The sequence below is a fragment of the Bordetella hinzii LMG 13501 genome (assembly GCF_001548475.1).
GTDB classification, from domain to species: Bacteria; Pseudomonadota; Gammaproteobacteria; order Burkholderiales; family Burkholderiaceae_B; genus Bordetella; species Bordetella hinzii.
Genome location: NZ_LRUJ01000036.1, coordinates 21,316 through 45,284, shown reverse-complemented (window position 1 = coordinate 45,284; position 23,969 = coordinate 21,316). Strand labels below are relative to the sequence as shown.

Here is a 23,969-nt window from a genome sequence, read left to right as displayed (position 1 = left end):
GCCATGGAATTGTTTGACAACCTCATGCTGGGTTTTTCGGTGGCCATCAGCCCCGAAAACCTGGCCTACGCCCTGCTGGGCTGCATTCTCGGCACGCTGATCGGCGTGCTGCCGGGCATCGGCCCCGTGCCGACCATCGCCATGCTGCTGCCCATCACCTATGTGCTGCCGCCGGTGGCGGGCCTGATCATGCTGGCCGGCATCTACTACGGCGCCCAGTACGGCGGCTCGACAACCGCCATCCTGGTCGCGCTGCCCGGTGAGACATCCGCAGTGGTGACCGTGCTGGACGGGCACCAGATGGCGCGCAATGGCCGCGCCGGCGCCGCGCTGGCCATCGCCGCCCTGGGGTCCTTCTTCGCCGGCTGCGTGGCCACGCTGCTCCTGGCCGCCTTCGCGCCCCCGCTGGCCGAGGTGGCCTTCAAGTTCGGCCCCGCCGAGTACTTCTCGCTGATGGTGCTGGGCCTGGTGGGCGCCGTGGTGCTGGCTTCGGGCTCGCTGCCCAAGGCGATCGCCATGATCATCCTCGGCCTGCTGCTGGGCATGGTGGGCACCGACGTGAACTCGGGCGTCGCCCGCTTCGACTTCGGCATCCCTGAACTGCAAGACGGTATTGACTTCGCCATCGTGGCCATGGGCGTGTTCGGTTTCTCCGAAATCATGACCAACCTCGAGCAGAAGGAAAACCGCGTCGACATCACCGACAAGATCGGTTCCCTGTACCCCAACAAGCAGGAGTTCAAGGAAGCCGCTCCCGCCGTGATCCGCGGCACCGCCCTGGGTTCGGCCCTGGGCATCCTGCCCGGCGGCGGCGCCGTGCTGTCGTCGTTTGCCTCGTACACGCTGGAAAAGAAGATCTCGAAGAACCCCGAGCGCTTCGGCAAGGGCCACCCGGCCGGCCTGGCGGGTCCGGAATCCGCCAATAACGCCGCGGCCCAGACCTCCTTCATCCCGCTGCTGACCCTGGGCATCCCGGGCAACGCCGTGATGGCGCTGATGGTCGGCGCCATGACCATCCACAACATCCAGCCGGGCCCGCAGGTGATGTCCAGCCACCCCGAGCTGTTCTGGGGCCTGATCGCCTCCATGTGGATCGGCAACCTGATGCTGGTGGTGCTGAACCTGCCGCTGATCGGCCTCTGGGTCAAGCTGCTGAAGGTGCCCTACCGTATTCTCTTCCCGGCCATCCTGGTGTTCTGCACCATCGGTGTGTACTCGCTCAACTACAACACCTTCGATATTTTCATGACGGCGGCCTTCGGTGTGGTCGGCTACGTCTGGGCGAAGCTGAAGTGCGAAGGCGCGCCTCTGCTGCTGGGCCTGGTGCTCGGCCCCATGATGGAAGAGAACTTCCGCCGTGCCCTGCTGCTGTCGCGTGGGGACTTCTCGACCTTCATCAGCCGTCCGCTGTCGGCCACGCTGCTGGCCCTGGCCCTGGCCCTGGTGGTGCTGGTCGCCCTGCCGGCCATCCGCAAGAAGCGGGAAGAAACCTTCGTCGAAGAAGATTAAGCAAGACGGTTTTCGACACACCGGGCCCACGGGCCCGGTTTTTTTTTTGCCGCGGGGCTTGCGGATGGGGGGTGCGGCTTTCTATAATTGAGCAAGCACTCATTCATTCAGCACCATGGCCAGGCCCCGCAGCGAAGACAAACGCAATGCCATCCTCGCCAGCGCGGCCCATGTGATCGCGCGGCAAGGCATCGCCGCGCCCACGGCCCGGATCGCCAAGGAGGCAGGCATCGCCGAGGGCAGCCTGTTCACCTATTTCCCGAATAAGGACGAGCTGCTCAACGCGCTGTACCGGGAGGTCAAGCTGGAGTTGAGCCGGACCATGATGGCCGGTTATCCGCAAGAGGCCTCGGCGCGCGAGCGGCTGCGCCATATGTGGAATCGCTATGTGCAATGGGGTGCGCATTATCCGCAGAAGTTCAAGGCGGTGACGCAGCTGGGCGTGTCGGACCGCGTTCGCGAGGACGTCAAGGCCGAGTGCCGGCAGCACTACACGGCCCTGCAGTCAGTGCTCGAAGAAAGCGTCAGCAACCCGGCGCTGTTGACCGTTCCCTGGCTGTTCGTCTCCACCCTGATGACCGTGGTGGCGGAGACAACGATGGGCTTCATGGCGCGCGAACCGCAACGGGCCGACGACTACTCGGCCGCCGGCTTCGAAGCCTTCTGGAACGCCATCACGGCCTGAAGAACAGGCGGCGGCTGGCAAGCATTGCCGACTTTAAATGAGTGAGTACATAGTCATTAAAAGGAAACCATCATGGCGAAAGTGTGGCTGATCACGGGTGGGGAGCGCGGCCTGGGGCGATATATCGCCGAGGCGGCACTGGCTTCGGGCGAACACGTGCTGGCGACGGCAAGCCGCAGCGAGCGCCTGGCCGACCTGCAAGCTTTGTACGGCACGCGGCTTTGCGTGCTGCCTCAGGCCGCCGATGACTTGGCCGCGCGCGGCCTGGCGCAAGCGGCGCTGGAGGCCTTCGGCCGGGTGGATGTGCTGGTCAATACGGCCGGCCCGGGCCGCATGGCGCCTTTCGAGCAGATCGAGGACGGGGATTTCCGCGCCGAGATGGACGAACACTTCTTCGGGCTGGTCAACCTGACGCGCGCGGTCTTGCCCATCATGCGCCAGCAGCGCAGCGGGCACATCATCAACGTGTCGTCCGTGGGCGGACGCTTCGGCGCGCCGGGACTGGCCGCCTACCAGGCCTCGAAATGGGCGGTCGGCGGCTTTACCGAAGCGCTGGCACGCGAGGTCGCCGCCTTCGGCGTCAAGCTGTGCTGCCTCGAGCCCGGCGACCTGGCGCGCGACCTGCCCCGCGGTATCGAGGAAGGTGCCTGGCTGCCGGAGTACCGCTCCACGATGGAGGCGGGGCATAAACAGTTCATCCACCTGGCGGGCAACGAAACGGGCGACCCGGCGCGCGTGGCGCAGATCGTGCTGCGTCTGGCCTATCACAGCGCGCCGCCCGCCCATCTGCTGCTGGGCAGCGACGCCCTGCGGCAGGCCGGGCAGGCTGACGTGGAGCGCACGGAGGCCGAACTGCGCTGGCGCGTGGTGACGCTGGCGACCGACCGCAATGCCCATCTGCCCTTGCCCGCCCTGCCCCGTCGCTAGGCGTGGCTCGCGGCCTGCGGGCGATTAAGGTAAGTTATCGGCTTTGCTGTCTTACTTCTTACCGGGAAACTCTGGCATGGCAAGCATCGGCTCGAAAACCTATGACAACGTCGCGGCTAAGAAAGTCGCCTTCCTCGGCCTGGGCGTCATGGGCCTGCCCATGGCCGGCCACCTCGCGCGTGCCGGCCACGAGGTCACCGTCTACAACCGCAGCCCGGCCAAGGCGCAAGCCTGGGTGCAGGAATTCGGCGGCAAATCGGCCGCCACGCCCCGCCAGGCCGCGCAAGGCGCCCAGATCGTCTTCGCCTGCGTGGGCAACGACGAGGATCTGCGCAGCGTGGTGCTCGGCGACGAAGGCGCGTTCGCCGGCATGGCGCAAGGCGCGACCTTCGTGGACCACACCACGGCCTCGGCCGATGTGGCGCGCGAGCTGTATGCACGCGCCAAGGAGCTTGGCCTGAATTTCGTCGATGCCCCGGTGTCGGGCGGCCAGGCCGGCGCGGTCAATGGCGTGCTGACGATCATGTGCGGCGGCGAAGTCCCGGTGTTCGACGCCATCAAGCCGGTGGCGGCGGCCTACGGCCGCGCGGTCACGCTGGTGGGCGCTCCCGGCGCCGGCCAACTGGCCAAGATGGTCAACCAGATCTGTATCGCCGGCGTGGTGCAAGGGCTGTCCGAAGCCATTGCCTTCGGCCAGGCGGCGGACCTCGACATGAAGCTGGTGCTCGACGTGATCAGCAAGGGCGCCGCGCAAAGCTGGCAAATGGAAAACCGCGGCGGCACCATGGTCGATGGCAAGTTCGATTTCGGCTTCGCCGTGGACTGGATGCGCAAGGATCTGGGCCTGGTGCTCGCCGAGGCCCGCCACAATGGCGCCCGCCTGCCGCTGACCGCGCTGGTGGATCAGTTCTACGGCGACGTACAGAAAAACGGCGGCGGCCGCTGGGACACCTCCAGCCTCATCACGCGCCTGCGCGACTGAAGCGGCGGATATCGAACAGGACGAGGCGAGCCTCGTCCTTTTTTTTTGCCCGGCCGCCTCAGGCGAGTTCGGGCTGGGCCACCAGGGCGTCGATGGCAGCCTTGGCCTGGGCCAGGCCTTCGGCAGCTCCCAATTCGCCCATGGCCATGCCTTCGGCGGCAATCACCGTCACGTCATCCATGCCCAGGAAGCCGAGCATTTGCTTCAGGTAGGGCGTCATCGTGTCGTCCGGCGTGCCCAGCGCCTTGCCGCCACGCGCTATCAACAGGAAAACCTGCTTACCCTTGAGCAGACCTTCCGGCACGCCTTCAGGGGTATAACGGAAGGTCACGCCGGCGCGGGCGACATAATCCAGATAGGTCTTGAGCTGGGCCGGCAGGCTGAAGTTATAGGTCGGCACCGCGAACACCACACGGTCGGCCGCCTGCAGTTCGGCGATCAGGGCATCAGACAACGCCACGATGTCGCGCTGGGCGTCGCTGCGCATGTCGGCGGGCGTGAAAAGCGCGCCCACGGTATCGGCGCCGAAGTAAGGAATCGGATCGGCTGCCAGATCGCGCACGGCGATGGCGCCGGCTTGCTCGCCCAGCCGGGCGATGAAGTGGTCGGCCAGCTTCTTGGAATTCGAACGATCGCCAAGGATGGAAGAGAGCAGGACAAGGGTATGCACGAAAATCTCCAGTCAGTAGGGGCGTTGAGCCATGACCCGTACTGTACGGAGCTTCATTAAACGCATAAACAGGTCTATGATGAACTGAACGTTCCAGTTTTAGAACAATCATGCAAGATCTCAACGACCTCTTCTATTTTTCCCAAGTCGTCGACCAGGGCGGATTCAGCGCCGCCGCGCGCGTGCTCGATATCCCCAAATCGCGCTTGTCGCGGCGCATCTCGCAGCTCGAGGAAAGGCTGGGGGTGAGGCTTTTGCAGCGCACGACGCGCCGCCTGCGCCTGACCACGGCCGGCGAGCGCTACCTGCACTACTGCCGCGAGATGACCGCCTCGGCCCGCGCCGCCGAGGAAGCCATGCGACAGCTGCAGACGCAACCATCGGGTCCGGTGGTGGTGAGCTGCCCGATTTCCATCGCCCAGCAGCTGCTGGCCCCCTTGCTGCCGGAATTCATGGATACCTGGCCGGAAGTGTCCATCCAGATGCTGGCGACCAACCGGCGGGTGGACCTGATCAACGAAGGCGTGGACTTGGCGCTACGGGTGCGCACCAGGCTGGACACCGATGCGGAACTGGTCGTGCGCCAGTTGGGCGCGGCCAGCGGCACCCTGGTCGCCAGCCCCGCCTATCTGCAGCGCCATGGCGCGCCGGACTCCCCCGAAGACCTGGTGCACCACATGACCTTGAGCTTCAACGATCCGCAGACCGAGGTCGTCTGGTCCTTGCACAATGGCGAGGGCCAGGAGCGCGCCATCACGGTGGCGCCGCGCCTGTGCTGCAATGACTTCATTGTCCTGACCGAGGCCGCCGTGCGCGGGCGCGGCATCGCCCTGCTGCCCTCGGTCGCCACACAGGCGGAGTTGCGCCGCGGCGAACTGGTGCCCGTGCTGCCGGATTGGCGCTCGCCCGAAGGCATCGTGCATTGCATCTATCCTTCGCGGCGCGGCATGATCCCGGCCGTGCGCGCCTTTCTCGACTTTCTATTCGAACGCCTGGCGCCCAGCTATGAACGCATGGGCATGAAACCCCTCACACGCTAGCTCTCGCGCTGCAATCGGTTGTTCCCACCTGGAATCCGTTTGATCCGCCGGCGTTCTTGCCTACAATCTGGATCGGTCCGGAAATACGCCTGAATTAAAAACATCGTTCCAATATTTGGAACACCTATCGCCGGGCAGTGAATAGCCCTTTGGAGAAGATCCGGTGGACACCCCCCTCCCCTTGCAAGGCATCCGCGTCCTTGAGTTCTGCAATGTCGCGGCCGGCCCCTACTGCGGCATGCTGCTGGCCGACATGGGCGCAGATCTGGTGAAGATCGAGCACCCCGGCGGCGGCGACACGCTGCGCGCCTGGCCGCCCATCAATAACGGCTATAGCGAGAATTTCGCCTCGCTCAATCGCAACAAGCGTTCCGTGACGCTGGACCTGAAATCCCCCGCCGGCCTGGCGCAGGCGCGCGCGCTCGCCGCCGAGGCCGACGTGCTCCTGGAGAACAACCGGCCGGGTGTCATGCAGCGCCTGGGGCTGGACTACGAGAGCCTGAAGGCCATCAATCCGCGCCTGCTTTACTGCTCGATTTCGGCCTATGGGCAATCGGGCCCGCGTGCCGCGGAGGGCGGTTTCGACCTCACCATACAGGCCATGGCCGGCGTCATGAGCGTGACCGGCGAAGCCGACGGCGCGCCGGTCAAATGCGGCGTGCCGCTGGCCGATTTCGCGGCCGGCCTGTACGCCGCCTTTTCCATCGCCGCCTCGCTGCGCCAGGTGGAGCAGACCGGCCAGGGCGCGCATATCGACGTGCCCATGCTGGGCACCACGCTGGCCATCGCCGCCTTGCAGACTTCCGAATATTTCGGCAGCGGCAAGGACCCCGCCAAGCTGGGCTCGGCCCACCCGCGCAACGCGCCCTATCAGGCCTTCCGCTGCCGCGACGGCTATTTCGCCATGGCCGCCGGCAATGACGCCCTGTGGCGATCGGTGTGCCAGGTGGTCGAACGGCCGGAGCTGCTGAGCGATGAGCGATTCCAAAGCACGACGCTGCGCGCCCGCAACCAAGTCATCCTGCGCGATCTGCTGGAGACCGTGTTCGTCACGCAGGACGCGGCGCACTGGCTGCGGTGTTTCCAGCAGGCCGGCGTGCCCAGCGCGCCCATCAACACCTATTCGCAAGTCCTGGCCGATCCCCAGGTCGAGCACATGCAATGGGTGCAAGCAATCACCCTGCCCGGCGACCACGTCACCCGCACCTTCACCTCGCCGATCAAGATCAATGGCCAGGGCCTGCCCGTGCGTCTCAATCCCCCCGCCTTGGGCGAACACAATGCGGAAATTCTTCCGGGGACGCCGGCATGAGCGAGGTATTGAAAATCGGCCGGCACGAGGCCCATTGGGAACTGACGCTCAACCGGCCGGAAAAGCGCAACGCCCTATCGGCCGACCTGGTCGAGCGCCTGCTCGACGCCGTGCTGGCGGCGCAGGCCGCGCAAGTGCCGCTGCTGGTGCTGCGCGGCGAAGGCAGCAACTTCTCGGCCGGGTTTGACTTCTCGGGCTTCGAGGACTTGGGCGAGGGCGACCTGGTGCTGCGCTTCATCCGTATCGAGACCCTGCTGCAGGCAGTGGCCTATGGCCCCTGCGCGACGCTGGCGCTGGCGCACGGCAGCAACTTCGGCGCGGGCGTGGACCTCATCGCCGCCTGCCGCCAGCGCTGGGCCGCGCCCGATGCGCGCTTTCGCATGCCGGGCCTGAAATTCGGCCTGGCGCTGGGCACGCGCCGTCTGGCCGAACTCGTGGGCGGGCAGCACGCCTATGACCTGCTGGAAAGCGCCCGCAGCTTCGATGCGGCGCAAGCCCTGGAGATCGGCTTTCTGCAGGGATTGGAGCCGGCCGACAACTGGGACAAGCGGATCGAAAGCGCCCTTGAAAACGTATTATCCCTGGCGCCGGCGGGCCGCCACTGGCTGCGCACGCTCACGCGCGGCGGCAATCCGGATGGCGATATGGCGGCGCTTGTGCGCTCGGCCTCGCAGCCCGGCCTCAAGGACCGGATCCGCGCCTTCCGGGGCGCATCCAGCTAGGCGCGGCCGCTGCCCAGGCGCCGCGAGATCGTGTCGGCGACCTCGCGCACGCGCTTGCCCGCCTGGAGCAGTTTCTGGTGGTCCAGGCGCTCGGCCGGACCGGAGATGCCCACGGCGGCCACGACGCCGCCCGAGGCATCGCGGATGGGCGCCGCCGCCCCCACGACTTGCTCGCGCCACTCGCCACGATTGATGGCAAAACCCTGGGCACGGATAGTTTCGAGCTCGCGCCGCAAATCCCCCAGGCGCATGATGGACTTGCTGGTATGCGGCTTGAAGCGGTTCTTGACCGCGGCCAGCACCGGCTCCTCGGCCCAGGCCAGCAAGGCCTTGCCCGTGGCGACGCATTGGGCGGGCGCGCGGCCGCCGACGGTGGTGTAGGCGCGCACCGGCTGCGGACTGTCTATCTTTTCGATATAAAGCACCTCGGCGCCCTCCAGGATGGATAGATGGACGGTCTCGAGGGATTCCCGCGCCAGCTCGCGCATGAAAGGCAGCGCTTCGGTGCGCACATCGAGGCGATCGGCAATGCGCGCCCCCAGCTCCCAGAGCTTCATGGTGAGTTCATAGCGGCCGGTATCAGAATTCTTGCGGGCAAAACCCTGATGAACCAGGGCCTGCAGCAGACGGTGGACATTGCTCTTGTTGAGCAGCAGCTGCGAGGCCAGTTCGCTGACCCCGGAACCCTTTTCGTTGCGGGCCATGGCTTCCAGGAGCACCAGGCCTTTAAGAAATGTCTTGTCCAATCTCGCCCGCGGGAAGTGTGGAAACCAGCGCCTGATTCTACAGGACGCCCCTCCATCCGGCGGCGGGCCGCCCTGGCATCGTGCCGCCCTGGCGGGCGAAAAAAAGGGCGGTCCGAAGACCGCCCCACACGCTGAAACCGCGGCTCTTCAAGCCGCCGTCTGCGCCGGCGTCTCGGATTTTTTGCGATTGCGCCGCAGGAAGGCCCAGACCTGCAGCAGGATCAGCAGGGCGCTGGCGGCCACGAACCAGGCACTGATCGGGCGCTGGACGAAGATCATCATGTCGCCACGCGACAGCAGCAGGGCGCGGCGGAAATTCTCTTCGACCATGGGGCCGAGCACGAAGCCCAGCAGGATGGGCGCCACCGAGAAATCCAGGAACATGAGCAAGGCACCGATCACGCCGAAGGCCAGCACTTCCCAGATCTGGAACAGGCTGTTCTGCGTGCTGAAGACCCCGACCGCGATGAAGAACAGCGCCGAGGGGAACAGATAGCGGTAAGGCACTTGCAGCAGCTTGACCCAGACGCCAATCAACGGCACGTTGAGCACCATGAGCAGCACGTTGCCCACCCAGAAGCTGGCGATCAGGCCCCAGAAGATGTCCGGATGCTCGGTGATCAGCTGCGGACCGGGCTGGATACCCTGGATGAGCAGCGCGCCCAGGATCAGGGCCATCACGGCATCGCCGGGAATGCCCAGGCTCATCGTCGGGATGAAGTCCACCTGCGTCTTGGAGTGCGAGGAGGCTTCGGGCGCGGCTACGCCGCCTATCATGCCGGTGCCGAACTTCTCGGGCGTCTTGGAGATCTTGCGTTCCAGGGCGTAGGCGATGAAGGTGGTGATGGTCGGGCCGGTGCCGGGCATGGCACCGAAGACCGTGCCCACCAGGGTACCGCGCACCATGGGCATGAAGGCTTCCTTCATCTCGGCCTTGCTGGGCCGCATGTCGCGCACACGCAGCTTGGCGCCGGTGCTGATGGTGGCCATGCGGTTGACGCTCATGAGGAAGTCGGCCACGCCGAACAGCCCCATGGAAATCGCCACCAGCTCAAGGCCGTCGGAGAGGTCCAGCAGGCCGAACGAGAAACGGATGGTGCCCGTGTTCACGTCGGTGCCCACCACGCCGCACAGCAGGCCGAACAGCGTCATGGCCACGCCGCGCAGCGGCGAGCCGCGCGACATGGTGGCGCCGGCCAGCAGGCCCAGCAGCATGATGGAGAAGATCTCGGTCGGACCGAATTTGAAGGCCACCTCGACCAGCAGGGGCGAGGCGAAGATCATCACGATGATGCCGACGGACGCGGCGAAGAACGAACAGATCATCGTGATGCCCAGGGCCGTGCCGCCCTTCCCCTGCTTGGTCAGCGGATAGCCGTCCAGGCAGGTCACGGCATGCGGCGGGTGCGAGGGCAGGTTCAGCAGGATCGCGCCGATGGCGCCGCCATATTGCGAACCGTAGAAGATGCCGGCCAGCATCAGGATCGCGGGCACGGGATGCATGACATACGTCAGGGGCAGCAGGATGGAGATCGCCGACAGCGCGCCCATGCCGGGCAACACGCCGATGAGGTTGCCCACCAACACGCCGAAGAACGACCACATCAGGTTATGCCACTGGAAGGCGATGCCGAAGCCATACCAGAGGTCGGTCAAAGATTGCATGATCATGGCGTTCAACCCCAGCGAAACAGCGGCAACTGCAGCTGCAGCGCCCACCAGAAGACAACGACGGCGATCACGCACATCGACACGGACAGGAGCAAAGCCTGTTTCAAGGTGTTGGTGCGATCGCCCAGCGCCGAGATGAACACAATGGCGAACGTCGCCGGCAGCAGGCCGCCCCACTCGCCCAGGAGCAAGAAGGCCAGGATGCCCAGCAGGATGCAGAAGCTGCCGCGCAGATCCGGAAAGGCGTGGCTGTGCCCGCCGGGTTCGGGAGCCTTGGCCCCCTCCTTGCCAACGTCGGCGGCGCCCTTGGCGCGTGCCGAAACGGCAATCAACAGGCCGACAAAGGCCAACAGAGCGCCTACCGCCGCAGGAAAGAATCCCGGGCCCATATGGGACAGCGAACCCAGATGGTAATCAGTACCGGCATAGACGGCCCCCAGGCCGACCAACACCATCAACGCTCCCCCGTAGTAATCCTTTTTATAACTAGATAAGTCCACACTTGCTCCTCGCGCGCCCTGGGCGCGGTTGTTCTGCCGGCGCTCCAAATGCGAGCGCGGCCTATCCCGCTTTTAACGGGACCGGCACGCAGAATACGAAGCGAAGCTGCTAATTCGCTTTCTATTGACTGTCGGCTTCCTGAATCCCGGGGTTATCCCTAGGATGTATTTGCCCGAATCGCGTCAAGTGTGGGCGTCCGCAGCGGGATCGGACGGCTTGGCGTGGGCGATGGGGATCCAGAAAACGGCGGCCAGGCCGTGTCCGCCCTGCTCGTTGGGCTCGCCGTCGTGCAGCTCGATATCGCCGTCGTTGCGGCGCGCAAAGCCACGCGCGATGGCCAGGCCCAGCCCGGTCCCCGATGAGGCGGCCGAGCGCTCGCCGCCGATGCGGTCAAAGCGCGCGAAGGCCCGGGCGCGCAGCATGGGGTCGATGCCCGGCCCGTTGTCGGCGACGATGACTTCGGCCCGATCGGCGCTTTTCACCACGGACACCGTGATCCGGGCGCCCACCGGAGCGTAGTTGATGGCGTTGTGCACAAGATTTGAAAGCAATTCGTGCAGTTCGGCCTCGCTGCCCAGGACCGGCACGACGGCCTGGCCGCCGTCCTGGTGCGCCGTATCCTCGCCGCGGGCGTCCACCCAGCCCAGGTCCTGGCGTTTTTCATGCGCCAGCGGCAGATACTGCAGCACGACCTCGCGCGCCAGGTCGTTGAGGTCCAGGACCTGCCGCGGCATGACCTCGGCCTGATTGGCGTGCGCCAGCGACAGCAACTGCTCCGTCAGCCGCCGGGTGCGGCGCAATTGGTCCACGATGGCCCGCAGGCCCTCCTGCGCGCGCGCCGGGTCGCGCTCGCGCAGCGCGTACTGCGCCTGAGTGAGCATGATGGCCAGGGGCGTGCGCAACTGGTGCGAGGCGTCGGCCAGGAACTGCGATTGCTCGTCGATGACGTGGCGGTGGCGGGCGATGTGATAGTTGACCGCCTCGACCAGCGGCGCCACCTCGCTAGGCACGCGCGAGGCGTCCAGCGCCGTCAGGTCGTCCTGGCGGCGCGAGCGGATGTCGTTGCGCAGCCGCACCAGCGGCCGCAGCGCCCAGGTCACGCCCCACCAGACCAGCAGCGCCACCAGGGCCAGCATGCGCGCATCGCGCAGGATCTCCTGGCGCTGCGCCGCCGTCTCGGCGGCCAGGCGCTTGCCCATGCTCTCGGCGACGATCACCAGGACCTGGCGGTGCTGGCCGTGATAGTAGAGGTCGCGCAGCACCGCCACCGCGCGCACCGGGTCGTTGCGGTAGACCGCGTCGTAGAACACCGGCTGCCCATTGCCCTGGGGCCATTCCGGCGGGCGGGGCATCTCGGGCATGCCCGCCAGGCTGTGGCCGGCCGGCGGCTCGCCCTTGCGGCCATCGGGCCAGGGCGGATCGATTTCTTCGATGCGGAAATACTTGCGCAGGCCGGCGCGGGATTCGAGCATGACCTGGGCGTACAGGGGCGTGGCCACCTGCAGGCTGCCATCCGGATTGAACTCGAGGCTGCTTTCGAGCACGCGCGCCGGCTCCAGCAAGGCCGAGTCATAGGCCTCGTTGGTGATCGAGGACAGCGTGCGGTAGTCGTTCAGGCTATCGATGACCAGCAGGAGAATCACGCCCGGCAGCAGCAGCGATATCAGCAGCGCCCGGATGCCCAGCAGGGGCCGCCGCCAGCTGCGCTCAGGACTCGGAGGACTCACGCGCCACGCTTTCGAGCATATAGCCCAGGCCACGCACGGTCACGATGCGCACATCGCTGCCGGCGAGTTTCTTGCGCAGGCGGTGCAGCACCACCTCGATGGCGTCGGGATTGGCTTCGCTGTCATGGGTGAACACTTTGCCGAACAGCTGCGCCTTGTCCACCGGATAGCCGCTGCGGGTCAGGAGCGCCGCCAGCGCGGCGTGCTCGCGCGGCGTCAGGAAAAGCAGCGAGCCGTCCAGGGTGAACGCCCGGCTTTCGCCGTCATAGGAAAGCGAGCCGCATTGCAGGCGCGGGTGCTGGCGGCCACGGCTGCGCCGCACCAGGGCGGTCAGGCGCGCCTCGAGCTCTTCGAGCGCGAACGGCTTGGTCAGGAAATCGTCGGCGCCCAGATTCAGGCCGCGCACGCGGTCCTGCAAGGCGCCCTGGGCGGTCAGCAGGAGCACCGGCGTGCGGTCATCGCGGTTGCGCATTTCGCGCAGCAGCACCAGGCCATGCTTGTCCGGCAGGCGCAGGTCCATGACGATGGCGTCGTACTCGTTGCCGGCCATCAGCCCTTCGGCAGTGCGCGCATCCGGCGCGTGATCGGGCAGGAACCCGCTTTGCGCAAGCGCGCGCATGAGCCATGAGGCCATGTCGCGCTCATCTTCAACCAGCAATATGCGCATGTCCGTCTGTTTCCGCGGAATTATCAGAAGAGCGAGGTCCGTGCACACGCTGCCGCAGATAGCGGGTTTCGTGGTGCCTGCGGAACAGGATGGCCGCCAGCTCGTTCAAGGCCTGTGTATACACATCGCGCTTGAACTCGATCACCGCATCCAAGGGAACCCAATACTGGCTCCAGCGCCAGGCGTCGAACTCCGGATGCTGCGTCGAGCGCAGGCATACGTCGCTGTCGCGCCCGACGAGCCGCAGCAAGAACCAAATCTGCTTTTGTCCTTTATAGTGGCCACGCCACTCACGCCGGACGAAGTGATCCGGCACGTTATAACGCAACCAGTCACGTGTACGCCCCAAAATACGGACATGCTCGGGCTTGAGGCCCACTTCCTCATGGAGTTCGCGATACATGGCCTGCACCGGGCTTTCGCCGTACTTGATGCCGCCCTGCGGGAATTGCCAGGCGTGCTCCCGGATCCGCTTGCCCCAAAAGACCTCGTTTTTACCGTTGACGAGAATGATGCCGACATTGGGGCGGTAGCCTTCGCGATCAAGCATGGGCCACCCCCACCGAATTCAATACAATTACGGACGATTATACGTATCTGCTGCCACCTTTAAACATGCGCGCATCCAACTACCACATCAACACCCTGAAAGAGGCGCCTGCCGAGGCAGAAGTCGCCAGCCATAAACTCATGACGCGGGCCGGCATGATCCGGAAGCTGGCCGGCGGCATCTACACCTATATGCCGCTTGGCCTGAGGGTCATCCGCAAGGTCGAAGGCATCATCCGCGACGAAATGAACGCCGCCGGAGCCATCGAGCTGTTGATGCCGGTGGTGCAGCCGGCCGAACTCTGGGTGGAATCGGGCCGCTGGGAGCAATACGGCCCCGAATTGCTGCGCATCAAGGACCGGCACCAGCGCGATTTCGTGCTGCAGCCGACTTCCGAGGAGGTCATCACCGACATCGCGCGCAATGAAATCCACAGCTATCGCCAGCTGCCGGTGAACTTCTATCACATCCAAACCAAGTTCCGGGATGAACGCCGCCCCCGCTTCGGGGTGATGCGCGGCCGCGAATTCACCATGAAGGACGCCTATTCCTTCGACCGCGACGAAGCCGGCGCGGGCCGCAGCTATGACGTCATGTATGACGCCTACCACCGGATCTTCCGCCGCCTCGGGCTGGCGTTCCGCGCCGTGGCGGCCGACACCGGCTCCATCGGCGGCACGCGCAGCCACGAATTCCAGGTGATCGCGGATACCGGCGAAGACCTGCTGGTCTTCAACCCCGATTCGGATTACGCAGCCAATATCGAGCTGGCCGAGGCGCCCTGCCTGCTGGCCGGGCGCGCCGCGCCGGCCGAGCCCCTGCAGGAAGTGCCCACCCCGGGCGCGGCCAAGTGCGAGGACGTGGCCAAGCTGCTCGGCCTGCCCCTGTCGCGGACGATCAAATCCATCGTGCTGGCCACCGACTCCGAGAAGGACGGCGTGCAGATCTGGCTGCTGCTGCTGCGCGGCGACCACGAGCTCAATGAAATCAAGGCGGGCAAGCTGCCTGGCCTGAAGGGCTTCCGCTTCGCCACCGAAGCGGAGATCGTCGAGCATTTCGGCTGCAAACCCGGCTATCTGGGCCCGATCCGCACGGCCAAGCCGGTGCACATCATCGCCGACCGCACCGTGGCCAATATGGCGGACTTCGTATGCGGCGCCAACCGCGAGGACTTCCATATCCGAGGGGTGAACTGGGGCCGCGACCTGCCCGAGCCGGAATTGGTGGCGGATCTGCGCAATGTCGTGGCGGGCGACCCCTCGCCCGACGGCAAGGGCACCCTGGCCATCCAGCGCGGCATCGAGGTCGGCCATGTGTTCTTCCTGGGCACCAAGTATTCCGAAGCCCTGAAGGCCACCTTCCTGGACGAGACCGGCAAGCCCGCCCTCATGCAGATGGGCTGCTATGGCATCGGCGTGACCCGCATCGTCGGGGCGGCCATCGAACAGAATTTCGACAGCAAGGGCATCGTCTGGCCCCGCGCGATCGCGCCGTTCGAGGTCGTGATCTGCCCGGTCGGCTGGGGCAAAAGTGAAACTGTTCGTAACAAGGCCGAGGCGCTCTACACGGCCCTGCGCGAACGCGGCGTGGACGTCATCCTCGACGACCGCGATGCCCGTCCAGGCGTGATGTTTGCTGAATGGGAGTTGATCGGCGTGCCCCTGCGGGTGACTGTCGGCGACCGCGGGCTGGCCGACGGCGTGGTGGAACTGCAAGGCCGCCGCGATGCCGAGGCTGCAAAAATTTCGGTGGATTCGGCACTGAAAGAGATACTGGACAAGCTCGAAACGCTGTAGACTGCGCCCCGGGTCATTATTGATCCGGGTTTCCCCTAGGCCGTTTATCCACCGTGAGCCAGCCGACGTCTGCCGAATCCACTCTGAGCGTGCGTGTCTACTATGAAGATACCGACGCCGGCGGAGTGGTTTTCTACGCCAATTACCTCAAGTTCTTCGAGCGCGCCCGCACCGAATGGCTGCGGGGCCTCGGCGTGGACCAGTCCCGGCTTGCGCGCGAAGAAAAACGGCTGTTTGTTGTCCAGGGACTGGACATGGCCTATCGGCGGCCGGCCCGGCTCGATGATCTGCTTACGATCCGCAGCCGTGTCACACGACTGGGCCGAGCTTCGATACACTTCGCGCAGCGCGCCGAGCGGGACGGGGAACTGCTGGCCGAAGGGCAAATCCAAGTCTGCTGCGTAGACTCGGAGCGCATGCGACCCGCGGGGCTGCCCGATTTCCTCCGCGCCCTACTGGAATTCACTCAGGAATAACCATGCAAGTCACCAGCGACATGTCGTTGTCTTCGCTGATTCTCAATGCCAGCGTGCCGGTCCAACTCATCATGCTGCTGCTCCTGGGCATCTCGATCATGTCCTGGACATATATTTTCGCCAAGCGAATGGCGATCAAGCGCGCGCATCAGCAGACCCGCCGCTTCGAGGATGATTTCTGGTCGGGCGGCGACCTGGCCATGCTGCAGCAGGCCGTGGCCAGCCGCCGCGACGAACAGGGCGCCCTGGCCCGCATCTTCGATGCCGGCATGACCGAGTTCCTCAAGGCCCGCCGTGGCGGCGGCGATTCCACCGCCCTGCTCGACGGCCCGCGCCGCGCCATGCGCGCCGCCTACCAGCGCGAGATGGACACGCTGGAGTCCCACCTGAACTTCCTGGCCTCGGCCGGCTCGGTCAGCCCCTACATCGGCCTGCTCGGTACGGTCTGGGGCATCATGCATGCCTTCATCGGCCTGTCGAACATGCAGCAGGCCACCCTGGCCTCGGTGGCGCCCGGCATCGCCGAAGCCCTGATCGCCACGGCCATCGGCCTGTTCGCCGCCATTCCCGCCGTGGTGGCCTACAACCGCTTCACCAATGACATCGACCGCCTCTCGATCCGCTTCGACAGCTTCGTCGACGAATTCCTGAACATCTTGCAGCGGCAGGTGCGCTAATGCCTTCGGTACGCTCCAGCGGCCGCGGCGGCCGCCGCATGAAAGCCGACATCAACGTCGTGCCCTACATCGACGTGATGCTGGTGCTGCTGGTGATCTTCATGGTCACCGCGCCGCTCATCACTCCTGGGCTGATCCAGCTGCCCTCGGTGGGCGCGGCCTCCGATGTGCCGGCCAAGCCGCTGGAAGTGCAGATTTCCCAGGACGGCCAGATCGCCCTGCGCATGCGCGAGCCGGATGCCCAGTTGCAGGATATCGCGCGCGCGGAATTGGTCAGCCAGGTGCGCTCGCGCATCACGGCCGAAACCCCGGTGGTGATCGCCGCCGACGGCAAGGTCCCCTATGAAACCGTGGTCAAGGTGATGGACGAGTTGCGCAGCAATGGCGTGACCCGCCTCGGGCTGCTGGTGGACCAGGGCGGCAATTCGCAGCCGCAGCCCACGCCCGCCAAGAAACGCTGAACGGCGCCCCGCGCCCGCCTGACCTCGCAAGCCCATGCCACCGATTATTCGATCCGACAGCAAAACCCCGTGGTCCCCAGAGCGCAAGGACAATGCCAAGTCCCTGGGCCTGGCGGCGCTGGTGCACATACTGTTGATCGTCGTGCTGTTCTTCGGCCTGAACTGGCATACGCAGAACCCCGGCCCGGTGCAGGTCGAATTGTGGATGGACGGCGACACGCCCGACGCGACGCCGCCCCAGCCCACGCCCGAGCCCGAGCCGCCCAAACCGCAGCCCGAACCGCCCAAGCCCCAGCCTGAACCGGAGCCGCCCAAGCCCGAACCCAAGCCGGAGCCGCCGCCGCCTCCGCCTCCTCCGCAAGTCCAGCCCGAGCCCCAGCCCGATCCCGAGATCGCGCTGGAAGCGGCTCGCAAGAAGCGTGAGCAGGAAGAAAAAGCCCGCCAGGCCGCCGAAGCCGCAAAGGAAAAGGCGCGCCTGGAAGAAGAACGCCGCCAGGCCGAGCTGAAGGAAAAGCAGCGCCTGGAGCAGGAACGCAAGGCCGCCGAACAGAAAGCCAAGGAAGAGGCCGACAGGAAGGCCAAGGAAGACGCCGCCAAGAAGGCCGCCGCCGAGAAGGCGGCTGCCGAAAAAGCCGCGGCGGAAAAGGCTGCCGCCGAGAAAGCCGCCGCCGAAAAGGCCGCGGCGGAAAAAGCCGCGGAGCAGAAAGCCAAGGAAGAGGCGGCCAAGAAGGCGGCCGCCGAGAAAAAGGCCAAGGAAGAAGCCGCCAAGAAGGCCGCCGCCGACAAGGCGCTGCGCGATGCTTTCCGCAACGATATCCTGGGCAATGCGGGCCGCCCCGGCGGCACCGCGGACCGCAACCAGGCCGGCGGCGGCCGCGACGATGGCTATGGCGCCAAGGTCCGCGCCTGCGTGCAGCCCGGCGTGGCATATCCGGCGCCGCCGCGCGCCGGATCGGCCAATCCCACGGCGGAATACCGGGTACAGTTAGGAAGTGATGGCAGGGTGGGCAACGTGACGCTGACGCGCTCCTCCGGCAATACCGCTTTCGACCGCGCGGTCGAGACCGGCATCCGGCGCTGCAACCCCTTCCCCAAGCCTTCGACGGGCCGCTACGAGCCCCTTATCGACGTCGTGTACCGTATGTATGATTGACAGGAGATTGCTGACCATGACAACCGCTTCCAGCCGAGCCTCCCTGCCGGGGGTCTTGCGATCGTATGGCCTTGCACTGCTGCTGCTCCTGGCCGCCCTCGTCGCCTGGCAACCGGCCCATGCGCAGCTGCGTGTCGACATTTCCGGCACCGGCGCCACCCAGTATCCGATCGGCATCGCCGACTTCGCCGGCGACGATGTGCGGGGCCGCGCCCTGGCCGATGTCATCCGCGCCGACCTGACCCGCACCGGCCAGTTCCGCCTTATCAATACCGCGGGTTCCGGCCTGACGGTCGACTCGCCCATCGGCTACGACGAATGGCGCGGCCGCGGCGCGGATTTCCTGGCCTATGGCAGCATCAGCCGCGGCGCCGACGGCCGCTATGAAATCCGCTACCGACTGGCCGATACCGTCAAGAAGGGCCAGCTCGACGGCGTGGCCTTTTCGGGTTCCGAACAGGAACTGCGCCGCATCGCCCATCAGATCGCGGACCGCATCTACGAAAAGATCACCGGCGTGCGTGGCGTATTCGCCACCCGCATCGCCTATGTCCTCAAGCAGGGCAATACCTATGAGCTGCAGGTCGCCGATGCGGACGGCCAGAATCCGCAGGTCGCCCTGCGCTCGCGCGAACCCATCATCTCCCCGACCTGGTCGCCCGATGGCGCCAAGCTGGCCTATGTGAGCTTCCACTCCGGCAAGCCCGTGGTTTATGTGCAGACCCTGGCCAGCCGCTCGCAAATCCCGGTGGCCAATTTCAAGGGCAACAACAGTGCGCCGGCCTGGTCGCCTGACGGTTCGCAACTTGCGGTTGCACTGACCCAGGACGGCCTGTCGCAAATTTACATCGTCTCGGCCGACGGCAGCGCCAAACCGCGCCGTATTACACGTTCTCCTGGCATCGACACCGAGCCGAGCTTTACGCCTGACGGCCGTTCCATTATCTTTACCAGTGACCGTAGTGGCGGACCACAAATCTACCAAGTCGGCCTTGATGGCGGAGACGCCCGCCGACTGACGTTTAATGGTAGTTACAACATTTCACCCCGAATTTCTCCTGATGGATCGACGCTGCTGTACGTTGCAAGACGCGACGGCGCGTTCCGAATCGCCTCGCTAAACCTGTCCTCTGGCACCGAAACTCTGCTGACCGACGGTCGTGATGACCAGTCGCCGAGTTTCGCGCCGAATGGCATGCAGGTGCTCTACGCGACCATCCAAAATGGCCGTAGCGTGCTTGCGGGAGTATCGAGCGATGGCCGCGTGCGGCAGACCCTGTCAGTCCTGAATGGGGAAATACGTGAACCTACGTGGGGCCCATTTACCCGATAACACGTGTGACTCTCTTTGCAAAGGAACTATCATGAAGTCGCGCATTGCCAAAAGCCTAACCATTGCTGCCCTGGCTGCCACCCTGGCCGCTTGCAGCTCCGTCCCTCTCGACGATAAAGCCGGTCAAGGTGGCGGCACCCAGGGTTCGACCACCGGTCAAATCCTGGATCCCTTCAACCCCCAAAGCATCCTGGCGCAACAGCGCTCGGTGTACTTTGATTTCGACAGCTACTCGGTGTCGGATCAGTACCGCGGCCTGGTCGAAACCCACGCCCGTTACCTGGCCTCGCATCCGCAGCAGCGCATCAAGATCGAAGGCAACACCGACGAACGCGGTGGCGCCGAGTACAACCTGGCCCTGGGCCAGCGCCGTGCTGATGCCGTGCGTCGCATGATGACCCTGTTGGGCGTCACCGACACGCAGATCGAAACGATCTCCTTCGGCAAGGAAAAGCCCAAGGCGACCGGTTCGACCGAAGCCGATTTCGCTGAAAACCGCCGCGCCGATATCGTCTATCAGCGCTGATTTTCAGCGGTAATCAAGTGCCCCACATGCGTCGGGACGGTCTACCGGCCGTCCCGGCGTTTTGCTTTCAGAGACCTGGAATTTCTATGCGCGATCGAGTTCTCTCCCTGCGTAACCTGACCCTGGCCGCCAGCATCGCCATGGCCACCCTGGCTGCGCCGGCCCATGCTTTTTCCGATGACGAAGCGAGGCGGGCCATCCTGGACCTGCGCCAGCAATTGCAGCAGCAGAACGAACAGAATTCGCGTGCCCGCCTGCAGCTGGCGGACCAGCTCCAGTCGCTCCAGCAAGAAATCGCCCAATTGCGCGACCAGCTCGAACTGGTGTCGCGCCAGCAGCCTAACGCCCAGGGACAGGGCCAGCAGCATCCCGGCAACCCGCAGGGGGTGGAAGTCGGAGATGCGCAGGAACAAGCCGCCTTCGATGGCGCCACCGACCTGTACCGCAAGGGCCAATACAAGGATGCCGCCGAGTCGCTGGCCGCCTTCATCGCCCTCTACCCCAACAGCCAGCTGGCGCCCACGGCGCAGTTCTACCTGGGCAGCGCCCGCTATGCCTCGCGCGACTACAAGGGCGCCATCGAGCAGCTGAACAACCTGCTGCAGAAGTCGCCCGACAACGCGCGCGCGCCCGACGCCCTCCTGGTCATTGCCGGCAGCCAGATCGAACTGAACAACCGCGCGGGCGCCAAGACGACCTTGCAGCGCATCGTGCGCGATTATCCGAATTCTCCGGCGGCCAACACCGCTAAGAGCCGCCTGCAGCTGCTCTGACCGGCCTGGCGGCCGCTCAGGCTCGCAGGGCGACGTCGGCGGCCTCGGCGCCCGTCATGGCGGCCAATTGCCGGGGCGTGAGATTGAAGACGGCGTGCGGGTGGCCAGCGGCCGCCCACAGGCTGTCGTACTGGAAGAGATCACGGTCCAACAGCATCACCGGTGCCACGGCATGCCCGATGGGACAGACGCCGCCAATGGCATAGCCGGTGGTGTCGCGCACGAACTTGGCGTCGGCCTTGCCCAGCTCCCCGACCCGGGCAGCGACCTTGGCTTCGTCGACCCGGTTCACGCCGCTGGCCACCACCAGGACAGGCGCATTGTCGGCAAGACGCCGAAAGACGATGGATTTGGCGATCTGCGCCACGGAGCAGCCTAGCCCGGCGGCCGCCTCGGCGGATGTCTTGCCCGTCGCCGCAAGCATGACCACGGGCTTATCGTGGCCCAGCGATTGCAGCAACAGGGCGACGCGGCGCGCCGAATCCGGCAACTCGTCGATGGCGGTGACGTGCATGGATGGACTCCGGAACAGGGGTGGCCGCCAGTGTATCAGCCGGCCAGACCGCTGCCCGCACTACAATCTGGCGCGACAGTGCCGAAATCCCCGCCCATGCGTTCCGAACCCGAACTTGAGCTGCAAACCGTCGACCTGGACGGCTATCCCCTGAGCTATACCGAAGCCGGCCGCGGCGACCCGTTGGTGTTGGTCCACGGTTCGCTCTGTGACTGCCGCTATTGGAAACCTCAATTGAGCGCCTTGTCGCGGCATTTCCGCGTCCTGTCGCTCTCTCTGCGGCATTACTGGCCTGAGCGCTGGGATGGAGCGGGCGAAGGCTTTTCCATCGCGCGGCATACGGACGACGTGCTCGCCTTCATCGATACGGCCGCCGGCGGCGCGGCGCATCTCGTGGGCCACTCCCGGGGCGGGCGCATTGCCGTGGAGGCCGCCTTGCGCGCGCCGGCCCGCGTACGCAGCCTGGTGCTGGCCGATCCCGGCCTGGCGCGCCCGGGCGAGGACGAGCGGGGCGATTTCCGCCAGCGCGCGCTCGCCCTGATCCAGGCCGGCCAGGCCGACGCGGGGCTGGCGCTGTTCATCGATACGGTGACCGGCCCCGACACTTGGCGCCGCATGGTGCCCTGGTTCAAGGACATGGTGCGCGACAATGCGGCCACCCTGTTGGGCCAGGCCCGCGAACCCGCCGCGCCGCTGGGCGACCTGGCCTCCCTGTCCATGCCCGTGCTGCTGATCGGCGGCGCCCTGAGTCCGGCCCCCTACCCCGCCACGCTGGACCGCCTGCAGGCCCTGCTGCCCCAGGCCCAGCGCGTGAAGATCGCCGGATCTTCCCATGGCATGAACCTCGGCAATCCACGCGCCTTCAACCAGGCCATTCTCGACTTCCTGGCCTGAGCCCGAAGCGTCTCAAACCGCCACCGAAGCGACTTGCTTCAGGCGCTTGAGCACAAAGGTCGAACGGCTATGCCGCACGCCGGGCAGGCGATAGAGCCGCTTGCGCAGAAACTGCTCATAGCCTTCGGTGCCGGCCACGGCGACCTTGATCAAATAGTCGTACTCGCCGGTAACCAGGAAGGCCTCCACCACCTCGGGCAGGGCACAGATCTGCTCGCCGAAGCGCTCCAGGCTCTCGTCGTCATGGTGCTCGAGCGTGACCTCGATCATGACGGTATCCGGCACGCCCAGCGCTTTCTGGTTCAAGAGCGCTGCGTAGCCTTCGATCACGCCGGCCTCTTCCAGCGCCCGGACCCGGTTCCAGCAGGGTGTGGGCGACAGGCCGATACGCTCGGCCAGCCGGATGTTGCTCAGGCGTCCGTCGGCGCGCAGTTCGCGCAGGATCCTGAGGTCGATATCGTCGAGTTTGACGCTCATGTCGGCCACGTCCGGGATGAAAAAGTGATTTATATATCAATCAGCCAGATTGAGAAAATTTTTTTCTCTTGAATGGCGATTTAAAGGCCGAACGCAAAAGCCTATTTCCGGGACACAGGCATAGAATCTCGTCCTGGCAGCGCTTACCCAGCCTGCCGTTTTCGGCCGCTGCCCTTACCGGGGCGCCGGCAGCCCATGCGTGTGATCCACGCCGCTGTTCCTCATGCCCGCCACTTCCCTCCAAGGCGCCCCTGCCGGGCGCGACCTGTCCACGCTGGCCCTGTTGCTGCTGGCACCCGCTCTCTTCGCTTCGAACATGGTGGCCGCCCGATGGGCCCATGGCGCCGATCTGCCGCCCGTTTTCCTGGCCTTCGGACGCTGGCTGCTGGCCTTCGCGTTGCTGCTGCCCTGGGTAGCGCGCGCCGCCTGGCGTCATCGTCGTCAACTGCTGGCCGCCCTGCCCGTGCTGGCCGCGCTTGCCCTGCTGGGCATGGGCGTGGCGGTGGCGCCGCAGTACATCGGCGCGCAATCCACCAGCGCGACCAATATCGCGCTGATCTTCTCGTGCAGCCCGCTGCTGGTGTCGCTGCTGGAGACGCTGATCTGGCGCCAGCCCCTGCCGCCCGGCAAGGCCGCGGGGATGCTGCTGGCCTTGTTGGGGGTGCTCACCGTGCTGAGCCGGGGCGATGTCCAGGCGCTGGGCAGCCTGGCCTTCGGCCGCGGGGATCTCTGGATCATGCTGGCCGCCAGCGGCTGGGCGCTCTATACGGTGCTCTACAAGCGCCTGAGCATCCCGGAGATGCCGGACAGCCTGCGCCTGGCGGCGCTGATCGGCGGCGGCGCCTGCATGCTGGCGCCGGCGGCTGGCCTGGAAGCGGCGCTGGGCGGCATGGTGCCATGGGCGGATCCCCGCCTGGCGCTCACCCTGCTGTTTCTGGCCCTGGTCCCCAGCCTGGGAGCTTATTACGCCTACGGCAAGCTCGTGCGCCGCGCCGGCCCCGGCACGGCGGGCCTGTCGATGTTCCTCGTGCCGGCCTACGCCGCCCTGCTGTCCTGGCCGCTGCTGGGCGAGGCGCCGCGGCCCTACCATGCCATGGGCTTTGCGCTCATCCTGGCCGGCGTGCGCCTGGCCTCGTTCAAGCGGCGGGCGGGCGGCCGCATGGCGGCCGCCGCCTGAAGC

The 23,969-nt window shown here is 65.8% G+C and carries 26 protein-coding genes; 17 read left to right on the top strand and 9 right to left on the bottom strand.

Annotated features, from left to right (window positions below):
• Positions 1-3 precede the first annotated feature (3 nt).
• The 4 genes from AXA74_RS19290 (at position 4) to AXA74_RS19275 (ending at position 4,103) form a co-directional block, all read left to right on the top strand.
• Positions 4-1,509: a tripartite tricarboxylate transporter permease gene (locus tag AXA74_RS19290; protein WP_029580300.1), complete on the top strand. Its 1,506-nt coding sequence runs from the start codon at positions 4-6 to the stop codon at positions 1,507-1,509.
• 115 nt (positions 1,510-1,624) lie between these two features.
• Complete coding sequence (locus tag AXA74_RS19285; protein WP_029580299.1) at positions 1,625-2,194, top strand: TetR/AcrR family transcriptional regulator; 570 nt, start codon at positions 1,625-1,627, stop codon at positions 2,192-2,194.
• A 72-nt stretch (positions 2,195-2,266) separates the two neighbouring features.
• Positions 2,267-3,121 (top strand): SDR family NAD(P)-dependent oxidoreductase, encoded by an 855-nt coding sequence (locus AXA74_RS19280; protein WP_029580298.1) that lies wholly within the window; start codon positions 2,267-2,269, stop codon positions 3,119-3,121.
• 76 nt (positions 3,122-3,197) lie between these two features.
• Positions 3,198-4,103, top strand: a complete 906-nt coding sequence (locus tag AXA74_RS19275; RefSeq protein WP_032979331.1) for an NAD(P)-dependent oxidoreductase — start codon at positions 3,198-3,200, stop codon at positions 4,101-4,103.
• A gap of 58 nt (positions 4,104-4,161) precedes the next feature.
• On the opposite strand, the gene AXA74_RS19270 is transcribed toward AXA74_RS19275, so the two are convergent.
• On the bottom strand, positions 4,162-4,773 hold the full coding sequence (locus AXA74_RS19270) for an FMN-dependent NADH-azoreductase (protein WP_048940348.1): 612 nt from the start codon (positions 4,771-4,773) through the stop codon (positions 4,162-4,164).
• 110 nt (positions 4,774-4,883) lie between these two features.
• Here AXA74_RS19270 and AXA74_RS19265 point away from each other — a divergent pair, with 110 nt between their 5' ends.
• From AXA74_RS19265 to AXA74_RS19255, 3 genes are all read left to right on the top strand, one after another.
• Positions 4,884-5,813: a LysR family transcriptional regulator gene (locus AXA74_RS19265; protein ID WP_029580295.1), complete on the top strand. Its 930-nt coding sequence runs from the start codon at positions 4,884-4,886 to the stop codon at positions 5,811-5,813.
• Between the two features lie 163 nt (positions 5,814-5,976).
• Positions 5,977-7,125 (top strand): CaiB/BaiF CoA transferase family protein, encoded by a 1,149-nt coding sequence (locus tag AXA74_RS19260; RefSeq protein ID WP_029580294.1) that lies wholly within the window; start codon positions 5,977-5,979, stop codon positions 7,123-7,125.
• Complete coding sequence (locus AXA74_RS19255; protein WP_029580293.1) at positions 7,122-7,847, top strand: enoyl-CoA hydratase/isomerase family protein; 726 nt, start codon at positions 7,122-7,124, stop codon at positions 7,845-7,847. Before AXA74_RS19260 ends, AXA74_RS19255 begins: the two co-directional genes overlap by 4 nt.
• On the opposite strand, the gene AXA74_RS19250 is transcribed toward AXA74_RS19255, so the two are convergent.
• From AXA74_RS19250 to AXA74_RS19225, 6 genes are all read right to left on the bottom strand, one after another.
• Complete coding sequence (locus tag AXA74_RS19250; protein ID WP_267912931.1) at positions 7,844-8,566, bottom strand: IclR family transcriptional regulator; 723 nt, start codon at positions 8,564-8,566, stop codon at positions 7,844-7,846. The two genes, AXA74_RS19255 and AXA74_RS19250, sit on opposite strands and share 4 nt — an antisense overlap.
• A 174-nt stretch (positions 8,567-8,740) precedes the next feature.
• A complete protein-coding gene (locus AXA74_RS19245; protein WP_029580291.1) occupies positions 8,741-10,264 on the bottom strand; it encodes a tripartite tricarboxylate transporter permease in 1,524 nt (507 codons plus the stop codon).
• Between the two features lie 5 nt (positions 10,265-10,269).
• Positions 10,270-10,719 carry a tripartite tricarboxylate transporter TctB family protein gene (locus AXA74_RS19240; protein WP_029580290.1) on the bottom strand — a complete coding sequence of 150 codons (450 nt, stop codon included), beginning with the start codon at positions 10,717-10,719 and terminating at the stop codon, positions 10,270-10,272.
• A 228-nt stretch (positions 10,720-10,947) separates the two neighbouring features.
• Entirely contained in the window at positions 10,948-12,450 is a 1,503-nt protein-coding gene (locus tag AXA74_RS19235; RefSeq protein WP_126623690.1) for a sensor histidine kinase, read from the bottom strand.
• Positions 12,451-12,472: 22 nt separating this feature from the next.
• On the bottom strand, positions 12,473-13,159 hold the full coding sequence (locus AXA74_RS19230) for a response regulator (protein ID WP_025515747.1): 687 nt from the start codon (positions 13,157-13,159) through the stop codon (positions 12,473-12,475).
• On the bottom strand, positions 13,140-13,709 hold the full coding sequence (locus AXA74_RS19225) for an RNA pyrophosphohydrolase (RefSeq protein WP_029580288.1): 570 nt from the start codon (positions 13,707-13,709) through the stop codon (positions 13,140-13,142). The genes AXA74_RS19230 and AXA74_RS19225 overlap by 20 nt, the downstream gene beginning before the upstream one ends.
• Positions 13,710-13,774: 65 nt before the next feature.
• Here AXA74_RS19225 and AXA74_RS19220 point away from each other — a divergent pair, with 65 nt between their 5' ends.
• The 8 genes from AXA74_RS19220 to ybgF all read left to right on the top strand — a co-directional run bounded on the left by AXA74_RS19220 (position 13,775) and on the right by ybgF (position 20,904).
• Positions 13,775-15,505, top strand: coding sequence for a proline--tRNA ligase (locus tag AXA74_RS19220; protein WP_029580287.1), 1,731 nt, complete (start codon positions 13,775-13,777; stop codon positions 15,503-15,505).
• Positions 15,506-15,558: 53 nt separating this feature from the next.
• Positions 15,559-15,981 (top strand): tol-pal system-associated acyl-CoA thioesterase, encoded by a 423-nt coding sequence (gene ybgC, locus AXA74_RS19215; protein ID WP_029580286.1) that lies wholly within the window; start codon positions 15,559-15,561, stop codon positions 15,979-15,981.
• A gap of 2 nt (positions 15,982-15,983) precedes the next feature.
• Positions 15,984-16,658 carry a protein TolQ gene (gene tolQ / locus AXA74_RS19210; protein ID WP_029580285.1) on the top strand — a complete coding sequence of 225 codons (675 nt, stop codon included), beginning with the start codon at positions 15,984-15,986 and terminating at the stop codon, positions 16,656-16,658.
• Positions 16,658-17,119 (top strand): protein TolR, encoded by a 462-nt coding sequence (gene tolR, locus AXA74_RS19205; RefSeq protein ID WP_032979328.1) that lies wholly within the window; start codon positions 16,658-16,660, stop codon positions 17,117-17,119. The genes tolQ and tolR overlap by 1 nt, the downstream gene beginning before the upstream one ends.
• A gap of 34 nt (positions 17,120-17,153) precedes the next feature.
• Positions 17,154-18,272 (top strand): cell envelope integrity protein TolA, encoded by a 1,119-nt coding sequence (tolA, locus tag AXA74_RS19200; protein ID WP_032955402.1) that lies wholly within the window; start codon positions 17,154-17,156, stop codon positions 18,270-18,272.
• Between the two features lie 16 nt (positions 18,273-18,288).
• Positions 18,289-19,605, top strand: a complete 1,317-nt coding sequence (tolB, locus tag AXA74_RS19195) for a Tol-Pal system beta propeller repeat protein TolB (RefSeq protein WP_029580282.1) — start codon at positions 18,289-18,291, stop codon at positions 19,603-19,605.
• A 31-nt stretch (positions 19,606-19,636) separates the two neighbouring features.
• Positions 19,637-20,131: a peptidoglycan-associated lipoprotein Pal gene (gene pal / locus AXA74_RS19190; protein WP_029580281.1), complete on the top strand. Its 495-nt coding sequence runs from the start codon at positions 19,637-19,639 to the stop codon at positions 20,129-20,131.
• Between the two features lie 86 nt (positions 20,132-20,217).
• Complete coding sequence (gene ybgF, locus AXA74_RS19185) at positions 20,218-20,904, top strand: tol-pal system protein YbgF (protein WP_029580280.1); 687 nt, start codon at positions 20,218-20,220, stop codon at positions 20,902-20,904.
• 16 nt (positions 20,905-20,920) lie between these two features.
• Here ybgF and AXA74_RS19180 read toward each other — a convergent pair whose 3' ends face one another.
• The gene (locus AXA74_RS19180; protein ID WP_029580279.1) at positions 20,921-21,418 is read right to left on the bottom strand and encodes a YbaK/EbsC family protein; all 498 of its coding nucleotides are present in this window, start codon (positions 21,416-21,418) and stop codon (positions 20,921-20,923) included.
• Positions 21,419-21,514: 96 nt separating this feature from the next.
• Here AXA74_RS19180 and AXA74_RS19175 point away from each other — a divergent pair, with 96 nt between their 5' ends.
• Entirely contained in the window at positions 21,515-22,312 is a 798-nt protein-coding gene (locus AXA74_RS19175; protein WP_032955401.1) for an alpha/beta fold hydrolase, read from the top strand.
• A gap of 12 nt (positions 22,313-22,324) precedes the next feature.
• Here the strand turns inward: AXA74_RS19175 and AXA74_RS19170 are convergent, their stop codons facing one another.
• The gene (locus AXA74_RS19170; RefSeq protein ID WP_029580277.1) at positions 22,325-22,789 is read right to left on the bottom strand and encodes an Lrp/AsnC family transcriptional regulator; all 465 of its coding nucleotides are present in this window, start codon (positions 22,787-22,789) and stop codon (positions 22,325-22,327) included.
• A gap of 223 nt (positions 22,790-23,012) precedes the next feature.
• On the opposite strand from AXA74_RS19170, the gene AXA74_RS19165 reads away from it, so the two are divergent.
• Positions 23,013-23,966, top strand: coding sequence for a DMT family transporter (locus AXA74_RS19165; protein ID WP_032955399.1), 954 nt, complete (start codon positions 23,013-23,015; stop codon positions 23,964-23,966).
• The last annotated feature ends 3 nt before the right edge of the window (positions 23,967-23,969 follow it).

What these genes read in the sequence shown, in the direction of transcription:
- AXA74_RS19245 (WP_029580291.1), bottom strand. Translation starts at nt 10,264, where the DNA reads ATGATCATGCAATCTTTGACCGACCTCTGGTATGGCTTCGGCATCGCC.
- AXA74_RS19165 (WP_032955399.1), top strand. Translation starts at nt 23,013, where the DNA reads ATGCCCGCCACTTCCCTCCAAGGCGCCCCTGCCGGGCGCGACCTGTCC.
- AXA74_RS19290 (WP_029580300.1), top strand. Translation starts at nt 4, where the DNA reads ATGGAATTGTTTGACAACCTCATGCTGGGTTTTTCGGTGGCCATCAGC.
- AXA74_RS19180 (WP_029580279.1), bottom strand. Translation starts at nt 21,418, where the DNA reads ATGCACGTCACCGCCATCGACGAGTTGCCGGATTCGGCGCGCCGCGTC.
- tolB (WP_029580282.1), top strand. Translation starts at nt 18,289, where the DNA reads ATGACAACCGCTTCCAGCCGAGCCTCCCTGCCGGGGGTCTTGCGATCG.
- AXA74_RS19175 (WP_032955401.1), top strand. Translation starts at nt 21,515, where the DNA reads ATGCGTTCCGAACCCGAACTTGAGCTGCAAACCGTCGACCTGGACGGC.
- AXA74_RS19230 (WP_025515747.1), bottom strand. Translation starts at nt 13,159, where the DNA reads ATGCGCATATTGCTGGTTGAAGATGAGCGCGACATGGCCTCATGGCTC.
- AXA74_RS19170 (WP_029580277.1), bottom strand. Translation starts at nt 22,789, where the DNA reads ATGAGCGTCAAACTCGACGATATCGACCTCAGGATCCTGCGCGAACTG.
- tolR (WP_032979328.1), top strand. Translation starts at nt 16,658, where the DNA reads ATGCCTTCGGTACGCTCCAGCGGCCGCGGCGGCCGCCGCATGAAAGCC.
- AXA74_RS19225 (WP_029580288.1), bottom strand. Translation starts at nt 13,709, where the DNA reads ATGCTTGATCGCGAAGGCTACCGCCCCAATGTCGGCATCATTCTCGTC.
- AXA74_RS19275 (WP_032979331.1), top strand. Translation starts at nt 3,198, where the DNA reads ATGGCAAGCATCGGCTCGAAAACCTATGACAACGTCGCGGCTAAGAAA.
- AXA74_RS19220 (WP_029580287.1), top strand. Translation starts at nt 13,775, where the DNA reads ATGCGCGCATCCAACTACCACATCAACACCCTGAAAGAGGCGCCTGCC.
- tolA (WP_032955402.1), top strand. Translation starts at nt 17,154, where the DNA reads ATGCCACCGATTATTCGATCCGACAGCAAAACCCCGTGGTCCCCAGAG.
- pal (WP_029580281.1), top strand. Translation starts at nt 19,637, where the DNA reads ATGAAGTCGCGCATTGCCAAAAGCCTAACCATTGCTGCCCTGGCTGCC.
- AXA74_RS19285 (WP_029580299.1), top strand. Translation starts at nt 1,625, where the DNA reads ATGGCCAGGCCCCGCAGCGAAGACAAACGCAATGCCATCCTCGCCAGC.
- tolQ (WP_029580285.1), top strand. Translation starts at nt 15,984, where the DNA reads ATGCAAGTCACCAGCGACATGTCGTTGTCTTCGCTGATTCTCAATGCC.
- AXA74_RS19280 (WP_029580298.1), top strand. Translation starts at nt 2,267, where the DNA reads ATGGCGAAAGTGTGGCTGATCACGGGTGGGGAGCGCGGCCTGGGGCGA.
- AXA74_RS19265 (WP_029580295.1), top strand. Translation starts at nt 4,884, where the DNA reads ATGCAAGATCTCAACGACCTCTTCTATTTTTCCCAAGTCGTCGACCAG.
- AXA74_RS19255 (WP_029580293.1), top strand. Translation starts at nt 7,122, where the DNA reads ATGAGCGAGGTATTGAAAATCGGCCGGCACGAGGCCCATTGGGAACTG.
- AXA74_RS19240 (WP_029580290.1), bottom strand. Translation starts at nt 10,719, where the DNA reads ATGGTGTTGGTCGGCCTGGGGGCCGTCTATGCCGGTACTGATTACCAT.
- ybgF (WP_029580280.1), top strand. Translation starts at nt 20,218, where the DNA reads ATGCGCGATCGAGTTCTCTCCCTGCGTAACCTGACCCTGGCCGCCAGC.